19 protein-coding genes are annotated in these 21569 nt (G+C 62.3%); 5 read left to right on the top strand and 14 right to left on the bottom strand.

The window, feature by feature from the left end; genetic code table 11:
- Positions 1–282: 282 nt before the first annotated feature.
- Positions 283–1221, bottom strand: coding sequence for a pirin family protein (locus tag FHS89_RS00660; RefSeq protein WP_184007437.1), 939 nt, complete (start codon positions 1219–1221; stop codon positions 283–285).
- 10 nt (positions 1222–1231) lie between these two features.
- The gene (locus FHS89_RS00655) at positions 1232–1513 is read right to left on the bottom strand and encodes a GNAT family N-acetyltransferase (RefSeq protein ID WP_184007435.1); all 282 of its coding nucleotides are present in this window, start codon (positions 1511–1513) and stop codon (positions 1232–1234) included.
- A gap of 187 nt (positions 1514–1700) precedes the next feature.
- Here FHS89_RS00655 and galE point away from each other — a divergent pair, with 187 nt between their 5' ends.
- The gene (gene galE / locus FHS89_RS00650) at positions 1701–2711 is read left to right on the top strand and encodes a UDP-glucose 4-epimerase GalE (protein ID WP_184007433.1); all 1011 of its coding nucleotides are present in this window, start codon (positions 1701–1703) and stop codon (positions 2709–2711) included.
- 54 nt (positions 2712–2765) lie between these two features.
- Here galE and bhcD read toward each other — a convergent pair whose 3' ends face one another.
- From bhcD to bhcA, 4 genes are read right to left on the bottom strand one after another with little or no spacing between them, the layout of a single operon-like run.
- Complete coding sequence (bhcD, locus tag FHS89_RS00645; RefSeq protein WP_184007431.1) at positions 2766–3731, bottom strand: iminosuccinate reductase BhcD; 966 nt, start codon at positions 3729–3731, stop codon at positions 2766–2768.
- A complete protein-coding gene (gene bhcC, locus FHS89_RS00640) occupies positions 3731–4894 on the bottom strand; it encodes a 3-hydroxy-D-aspartate aldolase BhcC (RefSeq protein ID WP_184007429.1) in 1164 nt (387 codons plus the stop codon). The genes bhcD and bhcC overlap by 1 nt, the downstream gene beginning before the upstream one ends.
- A gap of 24 nt (positions 4895–4918) precedes the next feature.
- Complete coding sequence (bhcB, locus tag FHS89_RS00635) at positions 4919–5890, bottom strand: beta-hydroxyaspartate dehydratase BhcB (RefSeq protein WP_184007427.1); 972 nt, start codon at positions 5888–5890, stop codon at positions 4919–4921.
- 5 nt (positions 5891–5895) lie between these two features.
- Positions 5896–7083, bottom strand: coding sequence for an L-aspartate--glyoxylate aminotransferase BhcA (gene bhcA, locus FHS89_RS00630; RefSeq protein ID WP_184007425.1), 1188 nt, complete (start codon positions 7081–7083; stop codon positions 5896–5898).
- A gap of 208 nt (positions 7084–7291) precedes the next feature.
- Between bhcA and bhcR the strand changes: the two genes are divergently transcribed.
- The gene (gene bhcR / locus FHS89_RS00625; RefSeq protein ID WP_184007423.1) at positions 7292–8107 is read left to right on the top strand and encodes an HTH-type transcriptional regulator BhcR; all 816 of its coding nucleotides are present in this window, start codon (positions 7292–7294) and stop codon (positions 8105–8107) included.
- Between the two features lie 225 nt (positions 8108–8332).
- Here bhcR and FHS89_RS00620 read toward each other — a convergent pair whose 3' ends face one another.
- From FHS89_RS00620 to glpD, 5 genes are read right to left on the bottom strand one after another with little or no spacing between them, the layout of a single operon-like run.
- Positions 8333–9016: a fumarylacetoacetate hydrolase family protein gene (locus tag FHS89_RS00620; RefSeq protein ID WP_184007421.1), complete on the bottom strand. Its 684-nt coding sequence runs from the start codon at positions 9014–9016 to the stop codon at positions 8333–8335.
- Positions 9013–9690 (bottom strand): hypothetical protein, encoded by a 678-nt coding sequence (locus FHS89_RS00615; protein WP_184007419.1) that lies wholly within the window; start codon positions 9688–9690, stop codon positions 9013–9015. Before FHS89_RS00615 ends, FHS89_RS00620 begins: the two co-directional genes overlap by 4 nt.
- Positions 9691–9700: 10 nt before the next feature.
- Positions 9701–10471: a DeoR/GlpR family DNA-binding transcription regulator gene (locus FHS89_RS00610; protein WP_184007417.1), complete on the bottom strand. Its 771-nt coding sequence runs from the start codon at positions 10469–10471 to the stop codon at positions 9701–9703.
- Positions 10471–11958, bottom strand: coding sequence for a glycerol kinase GlpK (gene glpK / locus FHS89_RS00605; RefSeq protein ID WP_184007415.1), 1488 nt, complete (start codon positions 11956–11958; stop codon positions 10471–10473). Before glpK ends, FHS89_RS00610 begins: the two co-directional genes overlap by 1 nt.
- A 24-nt stretch (positions 11959–11982) precedes the next feature.
- Positions 11983–13542 (bottom strand): glycerol-3-phosphate dehydrogenase, encoded by a 1560-nt coding sequence (gene glpD / locus FHS89_RS00600; protein WP_184007413.1) that lies wholly within the window; start codon positions 13540–13542, stop codon positions 11983–11985.
- 199 nt (positions 13543–13741) lie between these two features.
- On the opposite strand from glpD, the gene FHS89_RS00595 reads away from it, so the two are divergent.
- Complete coding sequence (locus tag FHS89_RS00595; protein ID WP_221229193.1) at positions 13742–15505, top strand: DEAD/DEAH box helicase; 1764 nt, start codon at positions 13742–13744, stop codon at positions 15503–15505.
- A gap of 414 nt (positions 15506–15919) precedes the next feature.
- On the opposite strand, the gene FHS89_RS00590 is transcribed toward FHS89_RS00595, so the two are convergent.
- From FHS89_RS00590 to FHS89_RS00580, 3 genes are all read right to left on the bottom strand, one after another.
- Positions 15920–17212, bottom strand: a complete 1293-nt coding sequence (locus tag FHS89_RS00590) for an NAD(P)/FAD-dependent oxidoreductase (RefSeq protein ID WP_184007411.1) — start codon at positions 17210–17212, stop codon at positions 15920–15922.
- Complete coding sequence (locus FHS89_RS00585) at positions 17209–18603, bottom strand: aminotransferase (RefSeq protein WP_184008407.1); 1395 nt, start codon at positions 18601–18603, stop codon at positions 17209–17211. Before FHS89_RS00585 ends, FHS89_RS00590 begins: the two co-directional genes overlap by 4 nt.
- 90 nt (positions 18604–18693) lie before the next feature.
- Positions 18694–19212, bottom strand: coding sequence for a lipocalin family protein (locus tag FHS89_RS00580; protein WP_246413493.1), 519 nt, complete (start codon positions 19210–19212; stop codon positions 18694–18696).
- Between the two features lie 101 nt (positions 19213–19313).
- Here FHS89_RS00580 and ychF point away from each other — a divergent pair, with 101 nt between their 5' ends.
- Positions 19314–20411, top strand: coding sequence for a redox-regulated ATPase YchF (gene ychF / locus FHS89_RS00575; protein WP_184007407.1), 1098 nt, complete (start codon positions 19314–19316; stop codon positions 20409–20411).
- Positions 20412–20792: 381 nt separating this feature from the next.
- Positions 20793–21488, top strand: coding sequence for a 50S ribosomal protein L25/general stress protein Ctc (locus tag FHS89_RS00570; RefSeq protein ID WP_281376634.1), 696 nt, complete (start codon positions 20793–20795; stop codon positions 21486–21488).
- The last annotated feature ends 81 nt before the right edge of the window (positions 21489–21569 follow it).

The following is a 21569-nucleotide window of genomic DNA, read 5'->3' as shown; positions in this document are numbered from 1 at the left end:
TCAATTGTGGGTGTCACGATTCGCCCGCGCGTCAAGGCCGCTCGTTCCTCGGACCTTGACCGACGGCCGAATCGCGGGGGGCGCTCTTACTTCGCCAGTCCCAATTCACTTTCTTCAAATATACCCCGCCGGAGGCACCCGCACGCGTCAGCGGGCGGCCTTTCCCGGCGCTTCATTTCATTCCGCGCGTTCGGGCGCAAACGCTGCCCCGCAGCGTTTGTCTCTCGCCCTCACCCCAACGGGAGGACGGAGCGCAAGCGACGGAACGACGGGCGGGAGGGCCTACCTTTCGGGCAGGGGGATGAACTCATCCTTATCGTCTGGCGGCAATTGGAAGCGGCCATGCGCCCAATCGCCCGCGGCCCAGGCGACTTTGGCTGCTTCGATCTTGTCCTTGCTCGACGCCACAAAGTTCCACGAGATATATCGTGGGCCGTTGAGCGTTTCCCCGCCCAAGAGCATCAGCCGCGCCCCGCGCTCCCCTGCCTTGACAGTAATCGCATCGCCGGGGCGGAAGACCATCATTTGCCCCGTGGCAAAGCGGTGGCCCGCGATCTCGATCTCTCCGTCCACAACATAGAGCCCGCGATCCTCGTGCCCCTCGGGCAGCGGCAATCGTGCGCCCGGTTGCAGCACCGCATCGGCATAGAACATCTCTGAGAATGTCTTGACCGGCGCTTTCTCACCCCATGCGGTGCCGAGGATCAGGCGCACCTCTTTCCTTTCCCCCTCCAGGAGCGGTAATGCGTCCTTGGGTTGATGTTCAAAACTGGCGGGAGCCTCTTCCTGTGCTTCGGGCAGGGCGACCCATGTCTGAATGCCAAACAGCGAATGCCGCCCGGCCCGCGTTTCAGGGGATGTGCGCTCGGAATGGGTCACGCCATGGCCCGCCACCATCCAATTGACGGCCCCGGGATAGATCATCTGGTTGGTGCCGAGGCTATCGCGGTGCTGAAACTCCCCCTGATAGAGGTAAGTCACGGTGCCAAGCCCGATATGCGGATGCGGGCGCACGTCGATCCCGCCATCAGTGATGAACTCCGCCGGGCCCATCTGATCGAAAAAGACGAACGGGCCGACCATCTGCCGCTTGGGCGATGGCAGCGCGCGCCGCACCTCAAACCCGCCAAGGTCACGGGCGCGCGGCACAATCAGGGTTTCAATACTGTCGAGGCTGCCCGCGTCGGGGCAGTGGGGTTCGATGCCGGGATTCCAGCTCATCTCATGTCTCCTATCGGTTCAGCACGTCAGCCCAATCGGGGTGACGGCGAAATTGCGCAGCGGCAAATGGGCAAAGTGGCAACAGCTTGCGCCCCTCGGCCCGGGCCGCGATCACGGCGGCTTCGACGAGTTTCACGCCCACGCCCTGTCCGCGGAACGCGTCCGGCACTTCGGTATGGTCAATGATCCAGAGGGTTTCGCTGGCCTGAGAATAGGTCATCTCCGCCTCCTGCGCGCCCGCACGATAGACATATCGCCCCTTTGAGCCGGAATGTTCGTGTGTGATTGTCATGTCAGCCTCCTGTTGACCTCCAAGATAGGCACCTGCGGTCGTCAATCAATGGAAAACAAAAATACATAATGACACATATTGTGTACAATTTGGATACAAAAGGTGAAGGCAAATCAGTCTGCGCCTTTCCCGGGACGCAGATGCAGGCTACATGCAGTGTCAGGTGACGGAACAAGGGGCAGTCGGCGTGCGAGTATTGGTATCAGGCGGCGCCGGCTATATCGGCACACATACGCTTCTTGATCTGTTGGCAGACCGGCATGAGGTGTGTGTCGTCGATAATTTCGTCAACAGTCATCCAGAGGCGCTGAACCGTGTCGCGCGCCTGTCCAACGCAACCTTTCAGGTGGAGCGGGCGGACATGACCGATGTGGGACGGATCAGCGCGATCTGTGCGGCATTCCAGCCCCATGCCGTGATCCATTTTGCCGGGTTGAAGGCCGTGAAGGACAGCATCCTGTCGCCGGTCGAATACTACCAAGCCAATGTGCAGGGAACGCTGAACCTGTTGCGCGCCATGGATGGGGTCGGGTGCAGGCGAATCGTGTTTTCGTCCTCCGCCACGGTTTATGGTTTGCCCCAGTATCTGCCGTTTGACGAGGCGCATCCCTGCGCGCCGGTCAATCCTTACGGGCGCAGCAAGCTGTTTGTGGAGGAAATCCTGCGCGATTGGGCCGCTGCGCGCGATGCCTCCGCCCTGATCCTGCGCTATTTCAATCCGGTTGGCGCGCATCCATCAGGGCAAATCGGAGAAGACCCGAATGATGTGCCGAACAATCTGATGCCCTTCATCGCACAAGTGGCCGTGGGGCGGCGGGCGCGGTTGTCGGTATTTGGTGGGGACTATGAGACGCGCGATGGCACGGGCGAGCGCGACTATATCCATGTCAGCGATCTGGCGGAGGCGCATGTGCGCGCGCTGTCCTCTTGTGAAGGGAAACAGGGGGCAGAAACGCTCAATATCGGGCGCGGGGCCGGGGTGACGGTGTTGGAGCTTGTCCGCGCGTTCGAGGCCGCATCGGGGCGGAGTGTTCCTTACGACATCGTGGCGCGGCGCGCAGGCGATGTGGCGTCAAGCTATGCCGATGCCAGCCGCGCGAAAGAGGTGCTGGGCTGGGAGGCCCGGCGGGGCGTGGCGGAGATGTGCGAAAGCGTCTGGCGCTGGCAATCGGCCAATCCCGATGGGTATGCCGGATAGGCCCCGCCAGAGACTTTTATGCCTCCGGCGGGAGGTATTTTCAGAAAAAAGAAATCACAAGGTGACCTCTTGCGCCTTGCCCTGCTCTTTTGCGAGGCGGGCGGCGGCGGAGGCAACGGCAAGATCCTGCAAGCCGACGCCGGTGCCGTCAAAGAGCGTGATCTCCTCATCGGAGGTGCGGCCCGGATGATCGCCATTGATCACATGACCGATGGGGGTGATGTCGCCCTCTTTCAGCGTGCCATTGGCGATGGCGTGTTGCGCCTCCCCTATGCTGACAGACTGCGCAATCTCATCGGTGAACACGGTGGCGGCGGCGAGGATGGCCGGATCGACCTCCTGCTTGCCTTTCGTGTCCGTGCCCATGCAGGCGATATGGGTGCCCGGCTTGATCCAGTCGCGCATAAGGAGCGGCTCGAACGCGCTGGTGATCGTGATGATCACATCCGCCTGCGCGCCAAGCTCCTGCTGCGTGACAGCCTCAAAGGGCAGGCCCAGTTCCGCCGCGACAGCGCCGAGTTTCGGCAGCATGTCGGGATGCGGGTTCCACGCCACGACACGCTCGAAATCGCGCTGTTCGGCGGCGGCGCGCAGTTGGAATTGAGACTGGTGGCCCGCGCCGACCATGCCCAACACCTTCGCATCCTTGCGCGCGAGATGCGCAATGGACACAGATGACGAGGCCGCCGTGCGCACCGCCGTGAGGTAATTGCCCCCCACAAGCGCGCTGAGCATGCCCGTGTCCGGGTCAAACAGGAACACGGTCGATTGGTGATTGGTCAGGCCCTTCGCCATGTTGCCGGGCCAAAAGCCGCCCGATTTCACGCCAAGGGCCAGTCCCGCCCGGTCAAACCCCGATTTGAACCCATAGAGCGCATCGGCATGGCCGATTGCTTCGCGGATGACGGGGAAGTTATAGGCATCGCCGCGTGACATCGCGGCGAACACCTGTTCCACGGCTGTGAAGGCATCGGCGCGGCCGATGACCTCCTGACAGACCTCTTCGGAGACGATCAGCATCAGTACGCCAGCCCCCGTGCGGTGACGGGCCAGACCGTCTCGACCTTGCCGCCGCGCACGCCGACATACCAGTCATGCACATTGCAGGTCGGGTCGCAGTGACCGGGAACAAGGCGCAGCTTGTCATTCACCTTGAGCACCCCATCCGGGTCCGCGATCACGCCATGCTCATCCGAGCATTTGACGTATTTCACATCGTCGCGGCCAAAGATGAAGGGAAGCCCCGAATCCACCGATTGCGCCTTGAGACCGGCATCACAGATCGCCTTGTCCGCCTTGGCGTGGGACATGACGGAGGTCAGGATAAAGAGCGCGTTTTCCCACTCCCCCTGGTCAATGCGGTTGCCGTCCTTATCAAGGATACGGCCATAATCCGCGTCCATGAACGCATAGGAGCCGCACTGCAATTCGTTATACACGCCCGAATTGCCCTCGAAATAATAGGAGCCGGTGCCGCCGCCGCCGACGATATCGCAGTCGATGCCTTCGGATTTCAGCGTGTCGACCGCGTCTTTCACCATTGCCACGGCGATGTCGATCTTGGCCTTGCGCTCGTCATAGGAATCGAGGTGCTGCATGGCGCCCTGATAGGCCTGGATGCCCGCGAATTTCAGGCCCTCCGCCGCGTCGATGGCCTTGGCCAGCGCGACGACTTCGGGCGTGGAGGTCACGCCGCAGCGGCCTGCGCCGCAGTCGATCTCCACAAGGCATTCGATCTGCGTGCCATGCTTGACCGCCGCTGCCGACAGGTCCGGCACGTTCGCGAGATCATCGACGCAGCAGATCGCGCGCGCGCCAAGTTTCGGGATGCGCGCAAGGCGGTCGATCTTGGCCGGGTCGCGGACCTGATTGGATACCAGCACGTCCTTGATGCCGCCACGGGCGAAGGCTTCTGCCTCAGACACTTTCTGACAGCAGACGCCACAGGCGCCACCAAGCTCCTCCTGCATTTTTGCCACATCGACGGATTTGTGCATCTTGCCGTGTACGCGGTGGCGCATGCCGTGCGCCTTGGCCCAATCGCCCATCTTTTTGATGTTGCGCTCCAGCGCGTCAAGGTCGAGCACGAGGCAGGGCGTCTGAATGTCGGCCTCATCCATGCCGGGCTTGGCCGGGATGTCATAGCCAACTTCATACTGATCGAGTGGGGTCATATCTTTCATGTGTCGTCTCCCGTTCTGTCTAAGTTAGACCTGCATCCAAGGCAGTTTTTTCAGATCGACGTTGCCGCCGGTGATGATGACGCCGACACGTTTGCCCGCGAACATCTCTTTATTCTTTAGGATCACGGCCAGCGGCACGGCGCAGCTTGGCTCGATCACGATCTTCATCCGCTGCCATGTGAGGTACATGGCGTCCACGATCTCCTCCTCTGTGGCGAGCAGCACGTCGTTGACGTAGTTCGACACGAAATGCCATGTGCGCGGGCGCAAGGACACTTTCAAGCCGTCCGCAATGGTTTGCGGGCTGTCATCCTCGATCATTTCGCCAGCGTGGAAAGACCGGTACACGTCGTCTGCGTTCTTTGGCTCTGCCGCGATGATCTTGGTGTTCGGGCTGAGTTCTTGCGTCGTCAGGCAGGTGCCGGAGATCATGCCGCCGCCGCCGATGGGGGCCACGATCGTGTCCAGCCCCTCAACCTCCTCATAGAGTTCCTTGGAACAGGTGGCCTGCCCGGCGATCACGCGGTGATCATTGTAGGGATGCACGAAATCGGCACCCGTGCGGGCGACCAGTTCCTCAAGCATCGCTTCGCGCGCCGCCGTTGACGGCTCGCATTCCAGCACTTCGCCGCCATAGCCGCGCACGGCGGCTTTCTTTGCTTCAGGCGCTGTGCGGGGCATCACGACCGTCGCCTTGATCCCGCGCCGACCAGCGGCATAGCTCAGGGACAGCGCATGGTTGCCGGATGAATGGGTGGCGACACCGCGTGCGGCCATCTCATCGCTGAGGCCGAACACGGCGTTTGATGCGCCGCGCACCTTGAACGCGCCCGCCTTCTGGAAGTTCTCACATTTGAAGAACAGCTCCGCCCCGGTCAGGTCGTTGAAATAGGTGGAGGTCAGCACGGGCGTGCGGTGGATATAGGGGCGCACCCGGTCATGGGCGGCCAGCACATCGTCGTAGGTGGGGATATACATGTTGCTCATATCATTCATGGGGGTCACTCCGCTGCCATGGCGAGCGGCGCGCCGGTTCTGTAATACTCCTGAGCAGCGGCAACGCCCGCGCCCAGTTCGATGGGATAGTTCAGATCGGCCATGCACATCTCGATCGTTGCCAGACCAGACAGCGCCATCGTGGGCGTCAACGAGCCGAGATGCCCGATGCGGAATGCCTTGCCCGCCATTTCCCCAAGGCCGACGCCAAAGGACACGCCATAGGTGTCATAGGCATGGTTGGTGAGCGCATCACTGTCGAACCCTTCGGGCACATAGATCGCGCTGACGGTTTCGGAATACAGCTCGGGCCGTTTCGCAACGAGGCTCATGCCCCATGCGCTGACCGCGCGGCGCACGCCTTCGGCCAACCGCGCGTGCCGGGCATAGACGTTATCAAGCCCCTCTGCGGTCAACATATCGAGGCTTTCGCGCAGGCCAAGCAGCAGGTTCACCGGTGGAGTATAGGGATACCCGCCCCCTGCATTCGCTGCCGCCATCTGTTTGAAATCGAAGAAGGACCGCGTGCAGGCCGCCGCGTCGCAGGCCGCCAGCGCCTTTTCACTGACACCGCAGATCGCCATGCCCGTGGGCAGCATGAAGCCCTTTTGCGAGCCTGCGACGGCAACATCGACGCCCCATGCGTCCATCTCAAAGGGCATCGAGCCGATGGAGGACACGCCATCCACGAACAACATCGCCGGATGATCGGACGCATCGATCGCTGCACGGATCGCCCCGATGTCAGAGCGCACGCCGGTTGCCGTCTCGTTATGGGTGGCAAGAACCGCCTTGATCCGGTGGGACTTATCCGCGGTCAGCGCGGCCTCAAACCGGTCGGCCTGTGCGCCTTCGCCCCATTCGGCCTCGATAATCTCGACATTCAGGCCATGGTCCTGACACAGCAGAATCCATTTGTGGCTGAACATGCCATAGCGCGAAATCAGGACCGTATCGCCGGGGTTGAGGCAGTTCGTCACCGCAGCCTCCCAACCGCCGGTGCCGGAAGCGGGGAAGGTGATGACCTTGCCCTTTGTGGTGCCGAACACCTGCTTGGCGTCCTCAAGGATCGGATGGAACACGTCCACGAAATCAGGCGCGCGGTGATCCCATGTCTGCGCGGCCATCGCGAGGCGCAGGCGATCGGGGATATTCGTCGGACCGGGGATGAAAACCGGGTTTTGGCCGTTCATGGCGTATCCTCCTTGGTTTTTTGATTGGACCTAGAATACGGGAGCTACCGCTTTTTGCAATTTTTCTGAAAAAATATTCCAAAAAATAAAAAAATATATTGAAGCTAATGAAAACATTGGGTTAGGATTTTCCAAAATGGGATATCTGGAAATAGTTGAAAAAAACTTTCGTCCGATAAATCCGCACTAGAAACCAATGAGAGCCACAATGGCACATGCACCGAATCGCAAAAGAGGCCGTCCGCGCAGCGCCGAAGCCGACACCGCGGCACCGATTCAGGCGCTGGATCGGGGGTTGATGGTGCTGGCCGCGCTTGCGCGGGAGGAAACGGCGACGCTCACCGAACTCAGCCTGAGCGTCGGTCTGCCGCCCTCCACCGCGCACCGCATTCTGATCACGCTGCAACGGCACGGCTATGTCGAATTGGACGAGGCGACGCAGACATGGATGATCGGGGTGGAAAGTTTCCGCATCGGCTCATCATTTCTGCTGCGCACCAACGTGGTGGAGGCCGCGCGCAACGCGATGCGCCACTTGATGGAAGCAACGGGGGAGACGGCGAACCTCGCCATCGGGGATAGCGGCGATGTGGTGTTCGTGTCTCAGGTCGAGACGCATAATCCGATCCGTGCCTTCTTTCGCCCCGGCACGCGCGGGCCAATGCATTCGTCCGGCATCGGCAAGGCCTTGTTGGCGGAAATGCCCCGCGCGGAGGTCGAAAAGATATTCCAGCGGAAAGGATTGCCCGAGTTCACGGCAAAGACGATCACCGCGCCCGGCGCGCTTTTCGCCAATCTGGAGGAAACCCATGCGCGCGGCTGGGCGCTGGATGATGAGGAGCGGTATCTGGGGATGCGTTGCGTTGCAGCCCCGATTTTCAACGCGCATGGGGAGGCCATTGCGGGGATTTCGGTGTCCGGCCCGACGGTACGCTTTCCCGACCGGGTAGTGGCGGAGTTCGGCCCGCGCGTGCGACAGGCCGCAGCGGAGGTCACGCGCCTGATCGGCGGGGTGGGGGCTTGAGGATAAGTTGAGCATGACTTTGCGGTCCTTTGACGGACCGGAATCAAGGCGAAGCCGCCGGTCCAGCGGCCGCCCGCCCCCAGGCGGCCGCTGTGCGACGTGGCAAGCAGCGGTGCGGTCAGCAGATCTGGTGAGATAAAGCGTGCAGCCCAGATGCCTGTGCGGCCTCCTCGGGCGGCCGCTGGACCGGCGCCTTCGGCGCTGATCGGTCCAGGAAGGACCGGCTCAGGTCATCGCAAAGGAGAGCGACCCGACGCCTTCCACCGTGCAGTCCACCCGATCTCCGGCGACAACTGGCCCAACGCCCGCTGGCGTGCCGGTGAAAATCAGATCGCCCGGCGCAAGGGTAAAGAGCCGCGACAGGGTCGCGATGACCTCCGGCACGGACCAGATCAACTGGTTCAAATCGCCCTCCTGACGGCGCGCACCATTCACGTCCAGCGCAACGGCACCCTCTGCGGGATGGCCAATCTCCACCGCTGGCTGGATCGGGGAGATTGGGGCCGAATGCTCGAACGCTTTGCCGACCTCCCAAGGACGCCCGGCCTTCTTGGCCTGTGCCTGCAAGTCCCGCCGCGTCAGATCGACGCCCACGGCATAGCCGAACACATGCGACAGCGCGGTCCCTTCCGGGATATCCACCCCGCCGGAGCCAAGGGCCACGACCAGTTCCACCTCATGATGCAGATCCTGCGTGGCCACGGGATAGGGCACCGTCGCACCAAGGATCAGGTTGTCGGGGTTCTTTTGGAAAAAGAACGGCGGCTCCCGATCCGGGTCATGGCCCATTTCGCGCGCATGGGCGGCGTAATTGCGGCCAACGCAATAGACGCGCCGCACCGGAAAGCCCGAATCGCGGCCCGATATGGGCAGCAGCGTCGTTGGGGCAGGGGGGAAAAGCGGGGTCATGGCATATCCTTGCGATAACGGGTGAGCGGCGCGCGCTCTGCTTCGGTCAACTCGGCCTCAAGATAGGCCCAGACGCGGGCCTTGTCCTGTGCATTCAGGCGCTGTTGGTGAAAGGTAAAGTTCTGCGGATCATCTGCGGTCTGTGGCCCGCCGCCGCGCTTTTGATTGACGGCATAGGATGCGCGGCTCGCACGGGCCAGCGCATCCCATTCGGCGGCCATGTCATCGACGGAGGGCGCCATGTGCTCCGGCAAGCCCAGATGCAGGATAGCGGCGCGCATGGCGGCGGGGTCTGTCGTCAGGTCTTCGTAATAGGCCACGCGCTTTGGGCCGGGATGCCGTGCGAAATAGCGTAGGTTGCCGACATATCCCGCCATGGCGGGCAGGGCCTGATCGGCCATGCGCACATAGCTTTCCAACGGATCGCGCAGGATCAGGAGAAGCGGGCCATGCGCTGCGGCCTCAGGCACGGGCCGATGAGACGCGGCGGCAAACGCCCCAAGCTGCCCTTCCGCGTCATGGCTGCGCAGGAAGGCGGGTTGCGGCTGCGCCCGCCGGTCGATCAGGCTGGTGATGCCGGGGGTGCGCAGGGCCCAGAAATGCTCCACGCAATAGCGCAGCCAGTTGAGGCCACTGCGCGGGGCAGAAATGACATATCGGCTGCGAAACTCCATGGCGCGGAGCCTATCCGCTGGCGCGCGCCACGACCACCTCCGTTCCCCAATCCGCGCATTTCCGGGCCAGGGGGGTGGGCAGGGGCGCGTCGGTATAGAACGTGTCAATCGCTGAGAGGGAGCCGATCCGCGCGGGCGCGCTGCGCTGAAATTTGGACCGGTCCGCGATCAGCATCGTTTTGCGCGATTGACGGATGATCGTTTGGCTGACGCCCACTTCCTGCACGTCAAAATCCAACAGATCGCCATCCCCATCAAGGGCAGAGCATCCGATCACCGCCATATCCACCTTGAACTGTTCGATGGTGGAGATCGCCATGCGCCCGGTCAGCCCGCCATCGGCGCGGCGCAGAGTGCCGCCCGTGAGGATGATCTCACAGCCCTTATTGGCCGACAGGATCTGCGCCACGTTCATATTGTTCGTCACCACCACCAGATTGCGGTGGCTGAGCAGTTCGCGCGCCAGCGCCTCCGTACTGGTGCCGATGTTGAGAAACAGCGAGATATCTTCGGGGATGTCGGCGGCGCAGGCGCGCGCGATCGCTATCTTCTCCGCTTCAAACAGGGTCTGGCGATCCTGATACCCGATATTGCTGACGCCAGAGGACAGGACAGCCCCGCCATGGACCCGCTCCAACAGGCCCTGTTCGGCCATGTCGTGCAGATCGCGGCGGATGGTCTGCACGGTCACGTCAAACCGCGCGGCAAGGTCATCGACGACAACCTTGCCTTCATCCCGCGCGATCTGCGCAATCTCCCGCTGGCGAAAGGAAGTGGCCATCAGACCGTCATCGTCGCCTTCACCGCGCGGCCCCATGCGGCGTATTTCGCGTCCCGCGTGCCCGCGTCCATATTCGGCTCGAATCTCTGCTCCAATGCCCAGTTGGCGGCGAACCCGTCCATATCCGGGTAAAGCCCCGCGCGCATCCCCGCGACCCACGCAACGCCAAGCGCCGTGGTTTCGAGCACTTTGGGCCGGTCGACCGGTGCGTCGATAATGTCTGACAGGAACTGCATCGCCCAATCGCTGGCACTCATCCCGCCATCGACGCGGAGCGAGGCATCGCCATCGGCGCTTTCCCAATCGGCATGCATCGCTTCTAGCAGATCGCGGGTCTGGTAGCCGACGCTTTCCAGCGCGGCCTTGGCAAATTCCTCCGGCCCGGAATTGCGCGTCAGGCCATAGACCGCGCCGCGACATTCCGCATTCCAATAGGGCGCGCCCAGCCCGGTGAAGGCCGGGACAAGGATCACGTTTTGCTGCGGATCAGCGGCATCGGCGAGCGGTTGCGTTTCCTTCGCTTCACGAATGATTTTCAGCCCATCGCGCAGCCACTGCACCACGGCCCCCGCGATAAAGATCGAGCCTTCCAGCGCATAGGTCGGCTTGCCATCAAACTGATAGGCGATGGTCGTCAAGAGCCGGTTTTTGGAGGCAACCGGCGTGTCGCCCGTGTTCAACAGCGCAAAACAGCCCGTGCCATAGGTCGATTTCAGCATCCCCGGCTTGAAGCAGGCCTGCCCAAGCGTCGCCGCCTGCTGATCGCCCGCAACGCCAAGGATCGGGATTTCGCGGCCAAACAGATCGGGCCGGGTCATGCCGAAATCGGCGGCGCAGTCTTTCACCTCCGGCAGCATTTCCATGGGGATATCGAACAGCTCACAGATCGAGGTGCTCCAGCGCCCTTTGCGGATATCGTAGAGGAGCGTGCGCGCGGCATTCGTGGCGTCCGTGACATGGGACGCCCCGCCGGTCAGCTTCCAGATCAGGTAGCTGTCCACGGTGCCGAACAGCAATTCGCCGTTGCGCGCGCGGTCCCGCGATCCTTCGACATGATCGAGTATCCATTTCAGCTTGGTGCCAGAGAAATAAGGATCAAGCAGCAGGCCCGTGCGGTCGGTGAACATCGGCTCATGGCCAGCCTCGCGCAATTCGCGGCAGAAATCCGCCGTGCGTCGGTCCTGCCAGACGATCGCGTTGTGGATCGGTTTGCCGGTGGCTTTTTCCCACACCACCGTCGTTTCGCGCTGGTTGGTGATGCCGATCCCGGAAATCGCATCGGCCCCGATCCCGGCCTTTTCAATCGCGGCCCGGCAGACAGCGGCGGTGGTGGACCACAGGTCAGAGGGGTCATGCTCCACCCAGCCGCTATCGGGGTAATGCTGCGGAAATTCCTCCTGCGCGCTGGCAATCGGCTGAATGTCCTTGTCAAACAGGATCGCCCGGCTGGAGGTCGTTCCCTGATCAATGGCGAGGATATGGGTCATGGCGAAATCTCCCTGTCGTTGTTTTTATCGGTTGGCCTGCATCCAGTCATCAAGTGCCTGGATCTGCTCCGGCGTCATGCGCAATCCCATTTTGGAGCGGCGCCAGACCACATCTTCGGCGCGGCGGGCATATTCATGGGTCATGAGCCAGCGGATTTCCCGCTCCGTCAGCGTGGCACCAAACGCTGTGCCAAGCGCGGCGGCGGTGGTCGCGCCGTCTAGCATGGTGTCCGCTTCGGTCCCGTAGGCACGGATCAGGCGGCGGGCCCAGAATGGGTCAAGGAAGGGATATTTCGCCTCCAGTTCCGCAATCAGACGGGCCACATCCCCCACAGGGAAATCGCCGCCGGGCAGGGGCACTTCGGAGGTCCAGTCGCCCGGCGTGCCGGGGAAGAAAGGCGCGATCTTGGCCATCGCCTGCTCCGCCAGTTTGCGGTAGGTGGTGATTTTGCCGCCGAACACGCTCAGCAAGGGCGCGCCATTGTCATCGACACTCAGCACATAATCCCGCGTCGCCGCCGTCGCGGATTTGGCACCGTCATCATAGAGCGGGCGGACGCCGGAATAGGTCCAGACCACATCATCGGTGGTGATGTCGCGCTTGAGGTATTTGTTCACGAAGTCGATCAGGTAATCCCGCTCCTCCGGCGTGCAGACGGGCTTTTGATCCAATTCATTATGTTCAGCATCAGTGGTGCCGATCAGGGTGAAATCGGTCTCATAGGGAATGGCGAAGATGATGCGCCCATCCTCCCCCTGAAAGAAATAGCACTTGTCGTGGTCAAACAGCCGCTTGGTCACGATATGGCTGCCGCGCACGAGCCGGATGCCTTCGGTCGTGTTGAGGCGGATGGTCTGGCGCACGATGTTCTCCACCCATGGGCCGCCTGCATTGACGATCATCTTGGCGGTGTGGGTGGTCTGCTCGCCCGTGGTCACGTCCTCTGTCACGATGCGCCACAGATCGCCGTCGCGATCCGCGCTCAGCACCTTGGTGCGGGTCATGACGCGCGCACCGCGCTGTTCCGCATCGCGGGCGTTGAGCACGACAAGCCGGCTGTCCTCGATCCAGCAATCGGAATACTCATAGGCTTTGACGAATTTCGGGTCGAGCGGTGCGCCCTCCGGCGTGCCGGGCAGATGCAGCGTGTCCGTGCCGGGCAGGATTTTACGCCCCCCCAGATTGTCATACATGAACAGCCCCAGCCGGATCAGCCATGCGGGCCGCCGCCCCTTCATCCATGGCATCACGGTGTTCAAAAGCTTCGACGTGGGCGTTTCATTCTCGAACCGCATATCGGCGTGATAGGGCAGGACGAACCGCATCGGCCAGCTGATATGGGGCATGGCCTTCAACAGGGTTTCCCGCTCCACCAGCGCCTTTTTCACGAGGTTGAACTCGAAATATTCAAGATAGCGCAGGCCACCATGAAACAGCTTGGTCGAGGCCGAAGAGGTCGCCCATGCCAGATCGTTCATCTCCGCCAAGGCAACGGACATGCCACGGCCCGCCGCGTCTCGCGCGATCCCGGTGCCGTTGATGCCCCCGCCGATGATGAACAGGTCATATGTGTCGTCTGACATTGCGTGCTCCCCTCGCATTTCGTGATTTTGTCTCATCACAAGGCTAACGCACGGTCAAGAACGAAAGTTCGTTTTTGTTCGCTTTGTGCGCGAATGTCACGGGCCGTGACGTTTCGTATCGGATGAGCGCGCGGGGGCTATACTTTGGGGAGCGAAGGCCGTAGGGCCGGAGCCTTACATGCCGGAGCACCCCAGACTTATGACCGCCCAGATCGTCTCGACCCTTGCTGATGCCCTTTCCGAAAAGGGATATGACACCCTGACCCCTGTCCAAATTGCCGTAAGCGACCCTGAATTGGGGGAGGCGGACCTGTTGGTGTCCGCGCAGACCGGATCGGGCAAGACGGTTGGCTTTGGCCTTGCCATCGCGCCGACGCTGTTGGGCGACAAGGATCAGTTCGGTTATGCGGGCGCGCCGCTTGCGCTGGTGATTGCACCGACCCGCGAATTGGCGATGCAGGTGAAGCGGGAACTGGAATGGCTCTATGCCAAGGCCGGGGTCCGCGTGGCCTCCTGCGTTGGCGGGATGGACCCGCGCGAGGAACGCCGCGCGCTGGGCCGTGGCGCGCATATCGTCGTGGCCACTCCGGGCCGCCTGCGCGACCATATTGAGCGCAGTGCCGTGGACATGCACGCCCTGCGCGCCGTGGTCCTGGATGAAGCGGATGAAATGCTTGATCTCGGGTTCAGCGAGGATCTGGAGTTTATCCTCAGCCACGCTCCCGAAAACCGCCGCACGCTGATGTTCTCCGCCACGGTGCCCAAGGGCATCGCCCAATTGGCCAAGACTTATCAGAAACCCGACGCGGTGCGGGTCACCACACAGGCGGAAAAGAAGCAGCACGCGGATATCGAATACCGCGCGCTGACCGTCGCGCCCTCGGATACCGAAAACGCGATCATCAACGTGCTGCGCTACTATGAGGCGCCCAGTGCGATCGTGTTTGGCAACACCCGTGCGATGGTCGCGCGCCTGACCGCGCGCCTGTCCAATCGCGGCTTTTCGGTGGTGTCCCTGTCGGGTGAATTGAGCCAGAATGAGCGGACCCATGCGCTGCAAGCCATGCGCGACGGGCGCGCGCGGGTCTGTATCGCGACGGATGTGGCCGCGCGCGGGATCGACCTGCCCAATCTGGAACTGGTGATCCATGCGGACCTGCCGACCAATGCCGACACGCTGTTGCACCGCTCCGGGCGCACGGGGCGCGCGGGGCGCAAAGGGGTCAGCACGCTGATCGTGCCCCATCGCGCGCGTGGCAAGGCAGAGCGCCTGCTGAAATTCGCGCGGCTTGAGGCGACATGGGCCCCGGCTCCGTCGGCTGATGAGGTGATGGCGCAGGATGAGGCGCGGCTTTTGGCGGATCCCGCGTGGCATGAGCCGGTACCCGAAGGCGCGCAACCGCTTGTGTCCAAATTGGCGGAGACATTCAGCGCGGAGCAGTTGGCCGCGGCCTATGTCGCCCTCTACCAATCCCGGCATTCCGCGCCCGAAGACCTCGCGCCAACCGAAGCAGCCACTGGACCGCGGGATCATAAGGCATTTGACGACGCGATCTGGTTTGCCCTGTCTGTCGGATCAAAGGATCAGGCGGAGGCGCGCTGGCTTTTGCCGATGCTCTGCCGGATGGGCGGCATCACGCGCACGGATATCGGCGCGATCCGGGTGCAGGACAAGCAAACCTTCGTGCAAATCGCCCCGGCAAGCGCTTCGGGCTTTCTGGATAGTCTGGGCGCGAAGCGCGAACTCGACGGCGGTATCCGGGTGACGCAACTCGACAAAGCACCCGATCTCCCATCCGAGCGGCCCCGCGCAGCACCTTGGAGCAAAGACGGGAAAAAGCCCTTCCGTAAGCCCGGACGGCCAAAACCCGAAGGGTTCAAGGCGCGCAAGGCCAAAGGCGGCAAACCTGCGCCAAAACATGACGGCACCAAGCCCCACAAGCCGCGCAAACCCCGCAAGTAAGCGCTCCCGCACGTCGCTGCCTCATCAAAGATGAGGCCGCTCCCCTTGGGGTGAGGGCGAGAGGCAAACGCTGCGGTGCAGCGTTTGCGCCCAAACGCGCGGAATGGAATGAAGCGCCGGGAAAGGCGCGGCTGCGCCGCGAGAAGGGAAGATTGCGCTGAGGTGTTTGAGGAACAGGTCTGTTCCTCAAATCACCCTTTCAATTATGGGGTTACGATTCGCCCGCGCGTCAAGGCCACTCGTGCCTCGGACCTTGACCCACGGCCGAATCGCGGTGGCTGCTCTAGCGCCGCCCGTCCCAATTCACTTTCTCCAAATATACCCCGCCGGAGGCACCGCCGCGCCGAAAGGCGCGGCGCCCGGCCAAACGGGAGGACGGAGCGCAGCGACGGAACGACGGGCGGGAGAGCGCCCTTACCGAAGGCGATCGCGCAGGGCGTAGTAACTCATTGCCAGTGCCAGAAGCGGCGTGCGCAAAACGCGCCCCCCGGGAAACGGAAATTGCGGGATTGCCGCCATCGTCTCAAACCCATCTGCTTGCCCAAGCAGGGCATCGGCCATCAGCTTTCCTGAGAGCGTCGCCAGCGCCACGCCATGCCCGGAATATCCCGCTGCGGACAGGATGTTTGGCGTCACCCGCATCAGATGCGGTAGACGTCGCACCGTGATCGCCAGCGTCCCCCCCCAGCCATAGTCGATCCGGGCGCCTGCAAGCTGTGGAAATGTCTCCAGCATCGGGCGGCGGACGAATGCCTTGATATCCTTGGGAAAGCGGTAGCCATAACTCTCCCCCCCGCCGAACAGAAGCCTGCCATCCGCGCTCAACCGGTAGTAGTTCACCACAAATTTCGCGTCCGCCACCGCGATATCGGATGGGATCAGGTCGCGCCCGGCATTGGGCAGGGGTTCGGTGGCGAGGATGAAGTTGTTGATCGGCATCGCCCGCCCGGCCACCTCCGGCACCAGATCGCAGTGATAGCCATTGGCGGCGAGGATCACATGATCGGCAGTGATCCGGCCCGAGGTCGTCTCCACCCCCGCTGGATCACCACGGTAGAGCGCGGTAGCGCGCGTGTTCTCATATATCCGCACGCCAGCCGCCGCGCAGGCCTCCGCCAGACCGATCGCGTATTTCAGCGGGTGAAGATGGGCCGCGTCCTGATCCAGCACCCCTTCGGCATAAGCGTCGGTCTGGACATGCGATGCCACGGCGTCGCGCGGGATATAGCTCAGCCCCGTCGCGCCGAAATCGCGCGCCATCGTCTCGACATAGGCCTCTAGGCCATCGGGTTTCTGGCTCATATGCGCGACGCCGGGTTTGAGGTCGCAGGCCATCTTGTGCTCCGCGATCAGGGATTTGACCAGCGCCTTGGCGTCCTCCCCCAACGACCACAGCGCGCGGGCGCGATCCAGCCCGAACATCTTGGCCATATCGGGGGCGTCCACACGTTGCCCGCCGCTCATCTGCCCACCATTGCGGCCCGACGCGCCCCAGCCCACGCGATGCGCGTCGATCAAGGTCACATCGGCCCCGGCCTGCGCCAGATGCAGGGCTGCCGACAGCCCGGTATATCCCGCGCCGATCACGCAAACATCGCAACGCCTATCTCCATCCAGCGCGGGCAGCACCGCGCGCGGCGGGACGGACGCTGCATAATAGCTGTCAGGGTACACCCCTGGCCGATCGTTGGAGTAGAGCAGGCTCATGGCGTGCGGAACGCACCTTCGGCCTTGGCCTGCGCCATGCCCTCATCCAGCGATTGCCACGCGAGTTCGACCAATCGGTCAATCTCGGTATGGCTGATCGTCAGCGGCGGGGAGATGATCATCTTGTCCCCCACATGCCGCATCACCAGCCCATTGGCAAAGCAGCGCTCCCGCGTCATCAGCCCCACGGTCCCGGTATTGGCAAAGGGCGCGCGGGCCGCCACATCAGGGGTCAGTTCAAGCGCCCCCATCATCCCGCAAATCCGCGCCTGTCCCACCATCGGGTGATCGGCAAGCATGTGCCATTTCGCGGCGAGGTAGGGGGCAGTGTCCTCGGCCACTTGCTCCACGATCTTCTCTTCCTGAAGGATACGGATATTCTCCAGCGCCACGGCTGCGGCCACAGGGTGCGAAGAGTAGGTGTAGCCATGGTTGAACTCGCCGCCCTCCTCAATTACCTGCGCCACGCTTTCGCGCAAGATCGAGCCGCCGATGGGTTGATAGCCGGACGACATGCCCTTCGCGATGGTCATGATATCCGGGTCTATGTCATAGGTTTCAGAGCCAAACCAGCGGCCCGTGCGGCCAAATCCGGTGATGACCTCATCCGCGATCAGCAGGATCTCACGCTCCCGGCAGATGCGGGAGATTTCGGGCCAATAGGTTTCGGGCGGGATGATCACGCCGCCCGCGCCCTGCACGGGCTCCGCGATGAAGGCCGCGACGCGATGCTCCCCAATCCGGTCGATCGCCTCTTCCAGTTGCCGCGCGCGGGCAAGGCCGAATTCCTCCGGGCTCAGATCGCCGCCTTCGGCCCACCAATGGGGTTGGTCGATATGGGTGATGTCAGGGATCGGCAGACCCCCTTGCGCGTGCATCGGGGCCATGCCGCCAAGGCTCGCTGACCCGACGGAGGAGCCGTGATATCCATTCTTGCGCGAGATGATGACGGATTTGTCGGGCTTGCCCAATGCTGCCCAGTAATGCCGCACCAGCCGGATATTGGTGTCATTGGCATCCGACCCGCCGCTGGCGAAGAACACGCGGTTCTTATCCCCCGGGGCGATCTCAGCGAGCTTGGCACTCAATTCCACGGCGGGCGGATGGGTGGTCATGAAAAACGTGTTGTAGAACGGCAATTGCTGCATCTGGCGATAGGCCACATCGGCCAGTTCGCGGCGGCCATAGCCGATATTCACGCACCACAAGCCCGCCATGCCATCAAGGATCCTGTTCCCCTCGCTGTCCTGCAGCCACACGCCATCCGCGCGCGTGATCACCCGCGCGCCCTTGGCCCGCATCTCCGCCGTGTCGGAAAAGGGGTGGATGTGGTGTGCGGCGTCGAGCGCGCGCAATTCTTGGGTCGTCAGATGATTGTCGAGGCTCATGATGTGCTCCAATGTTCAGCTTGGATCATGAGTGGAATTCCGAAGGAAGGGCAAGGGGGCATGAAGGGCGTGGTCCCGCCCCGCGTCCCGGCCCTATTGCTGCGGCGGATATTCCAGCGCGTCGAGCCTGTAGCCATTGGCGATGAACACAGCCTCCGCCGCCGCGCGCTGCTCTGCCGTGATCTGCGGCGTGCGGGCAAGGATCCAGCCCGTTGTGCCTGCTGGCGCGCCGATCACGGCCACGGTGTAATCCGGGGTCAGGCCCAGCACCCAATAATCCCCCCAGACACCCGGCAGCCATGGGGTGAAGGTCACTTCCAACTGGCCCGGCCCCGCGACCCGGGCGATCCCGTCAGCGCTGCTGATCGGGCCGTCGAGCGTCTCTTTCCGGCAGGCATTTGTCACATCCACCTTGCCGTCCTCGCGCAGCGTATAATCCGCCGTCGCTGCGACGCAGCCACGTTCAAAGAAATTGGGATAGCGGGCGATTTCATACCAGCGGCCTGCATAGCGGTTCAGGTCCACCTCCTCCACCGTAGTCATCGGCACGGATCTGTCGCGCTGCACGTCGCCACAGGCGGCCATCAGGAGAAGCGGGAGGATCAGGATCATACGCATGGGGACATAGATAGCACACCCGGTTGCTTGACCCACCCCCCTTTGCCCCACTAAGGAAGCGCGACTGTCTCAATTAAGATCGGAGCGCCCCGGCTATGGGTTTCAAATGCGGTATCGTCGGCCTGCCGAATGTGGGCAAATCCACTCTGTTCAACGCGCTCACCCGCACGGCGGCGGCACAGGCGGCGAATTTCCCGTTCTGCACGATTGAGCCGAATGTGGGCGATGTGTCAGTGCCCGATGCGCGGCTCGATAAACTCGCTGCAATCGCGAAATCCAAGCAGATCATTCCCACGCGCCTGACGTTTGTCGATATTGCGGGCCTTGTGAAAGGGGCGAGCCGGGGGGAGGGGCTGGGCAATCAGTTCCTCGCCAATATCCGCGAAACCGATGCCATCGCCCATGTGCTGCGCTGTTTTGAGGATGACGACGTGACCCATGTGGATGGCCGCGTCGATCCGATCTCCGACGCGGAAACGATCGAGACGGAATTGATCCTTGCCGATCTTGATAGCGTGGAGCGGCGGCGCGCGAACCTCCAGCGCAAGATCCGCGGCGGCGATAAGGACGCGAAAGAGCAGGAGGAGCTGCTGTCCCGCGCGCAAGCCCTGCTGGAGGAAGGCAAACCTGCCCGCATGGTCGAGATTTCCGATGAGGAGCGCAAAGCATGGAACATGCTTCAGCTTTTGACCGCAAAACCGGTGCTCTATGTCTGTAATGTCGAGGAAAGTGCGGCGGCTACTGGCAATGCCCTGTCCGAAAAGGTCGCGGCCATGGCAGCAGAGCAAGGCGCGCTGTCTGTCGTGATCTCTGCGGCGATTGAAGAGGAGATTGCCCAGCTTGACGATGAGGAGCGCAGCGAATTCCTCACCGATCTGGAATTGGAGGAAGCGGGTCTCGACCGGCTGATCCGCGCGGGCTACGAATTGCTCGATTTGCGCACTTATTTCACCGTCGGCCCGAAAGAGGCGCGGGCCTGGACGATCCCCGCAGGCACCAAAGCACCGCAAGCCGCGGGCGTGATCCATGGCGACTTTGAGCGCGGCTTTATTCGCGCGGAGACCATCGCTTATGACGATTATATCGCGTTCAACGGCGAAACGGGTGCAAAGGAAGCCGGTAAAATGCGCGCGGAAGGCAAAGCCTACACCGTGGCGGACGGGGATGTGCTGCACTTCCTGTTCAACACCTGATTGCGGTCTCTCAGATACTTTTATGCCTCCGGCGGGGTATATTTAAGGAAAGTGAAACGATTTTGGGTTTGGAATAGCCCCACGGTACAGGCGGGGACGCCGATGAACGTGAAAGTGAAAGGCACCCTGTCTCCGATCGTGAGGCAGGGTGTTTTCAATTCACTTTCTTCAAATATACCCTGCCGGAGGCATCGCCGTGCCGAAAGGCGCGGCGCGGTTCCCCGCGCTTCATTCCATTCCGCGCGTTCGGGCGCAAACGCTGCCCCGCAGCGTTTGTCTCTCGCCCTCACCCCAACGGGAGGAAGGAGCGCAAGCGACTGAACGACGGGCGGGAGCCGCCTTTGCATTGACACCCGTGCCCAATCCTCTATACCGCGCGCGTTGCGGGTGCTTACACCCCTGGAGGATCCTCGCAGCGATAAACCTGATTTATGGAGCAAGACAATGGCATCGACCAATTCTCTCGACGCCACGTCGCGCGAAGGCACCGGCAAAGGGGCTGCCCGGGCTGCGCGACGTGAGGGGCTGATCCCCGGCGTTATCTACGGTGGCGGCACAGATCCGCAGCCGATCAATGTGAAATTCAACGAGCTTCTGAAGCTTCTGAAGAAGGGCAAATTCATGTCCACGCTTCTGAAGATCAAGGTCGATGGTAAGGAAGAGACCGTGATCTGCCGCGCAGTGCAGCGCGATGTGGTCAAGGATTTGCCGACCCATGTCGATTTCCTCCGCCTCTCCGCGAAGTCGCGCATCAACCTCTACATCCCGGTTGAGTTCGCCAATGAAGACACCTGCCCCGGCCTCAAAAAGGGCGGCGTGTTGACCGTGGTGCGCAACGAAGTTGAGCTGAAAGTGACCGCAGGCAACATCCCCGAGACGATCGTTGCCGATCTGGCGAACGTCAATGTGGGCGATGTCATCAACATCTCCGATATCGACCTGCCGGCAGGTTCGCGCCCGATGATCACCGACCGTGACTTCGTGATCGCCAACATCTCCGCTCCGTCGAGCCTCCGGGCCGCGGATGACGAGGACGACGCCGAAGGCGGCGACGAGGACGCGGCCGCAGAGGAATAATCCTCTCCGTCCATCCAATCGGGAGGGGCCGCACCACATAAAGTGGCGCGGCCCTTTTCATTTGCGCTATAGCGGGGGCAG

The organism is Rubricella aquisinus, assembly GCF_014199445.1.
Lineage (GTDB): Bacteria > Pseudomonadota > Alphaproteobacteria > Rhodobacterales > Rhodobacteraceae > Rubricella > Rubricella aquisinus.
This window is presented reverse-complemented; position numbering and strand designations above follow the sequence as displayed.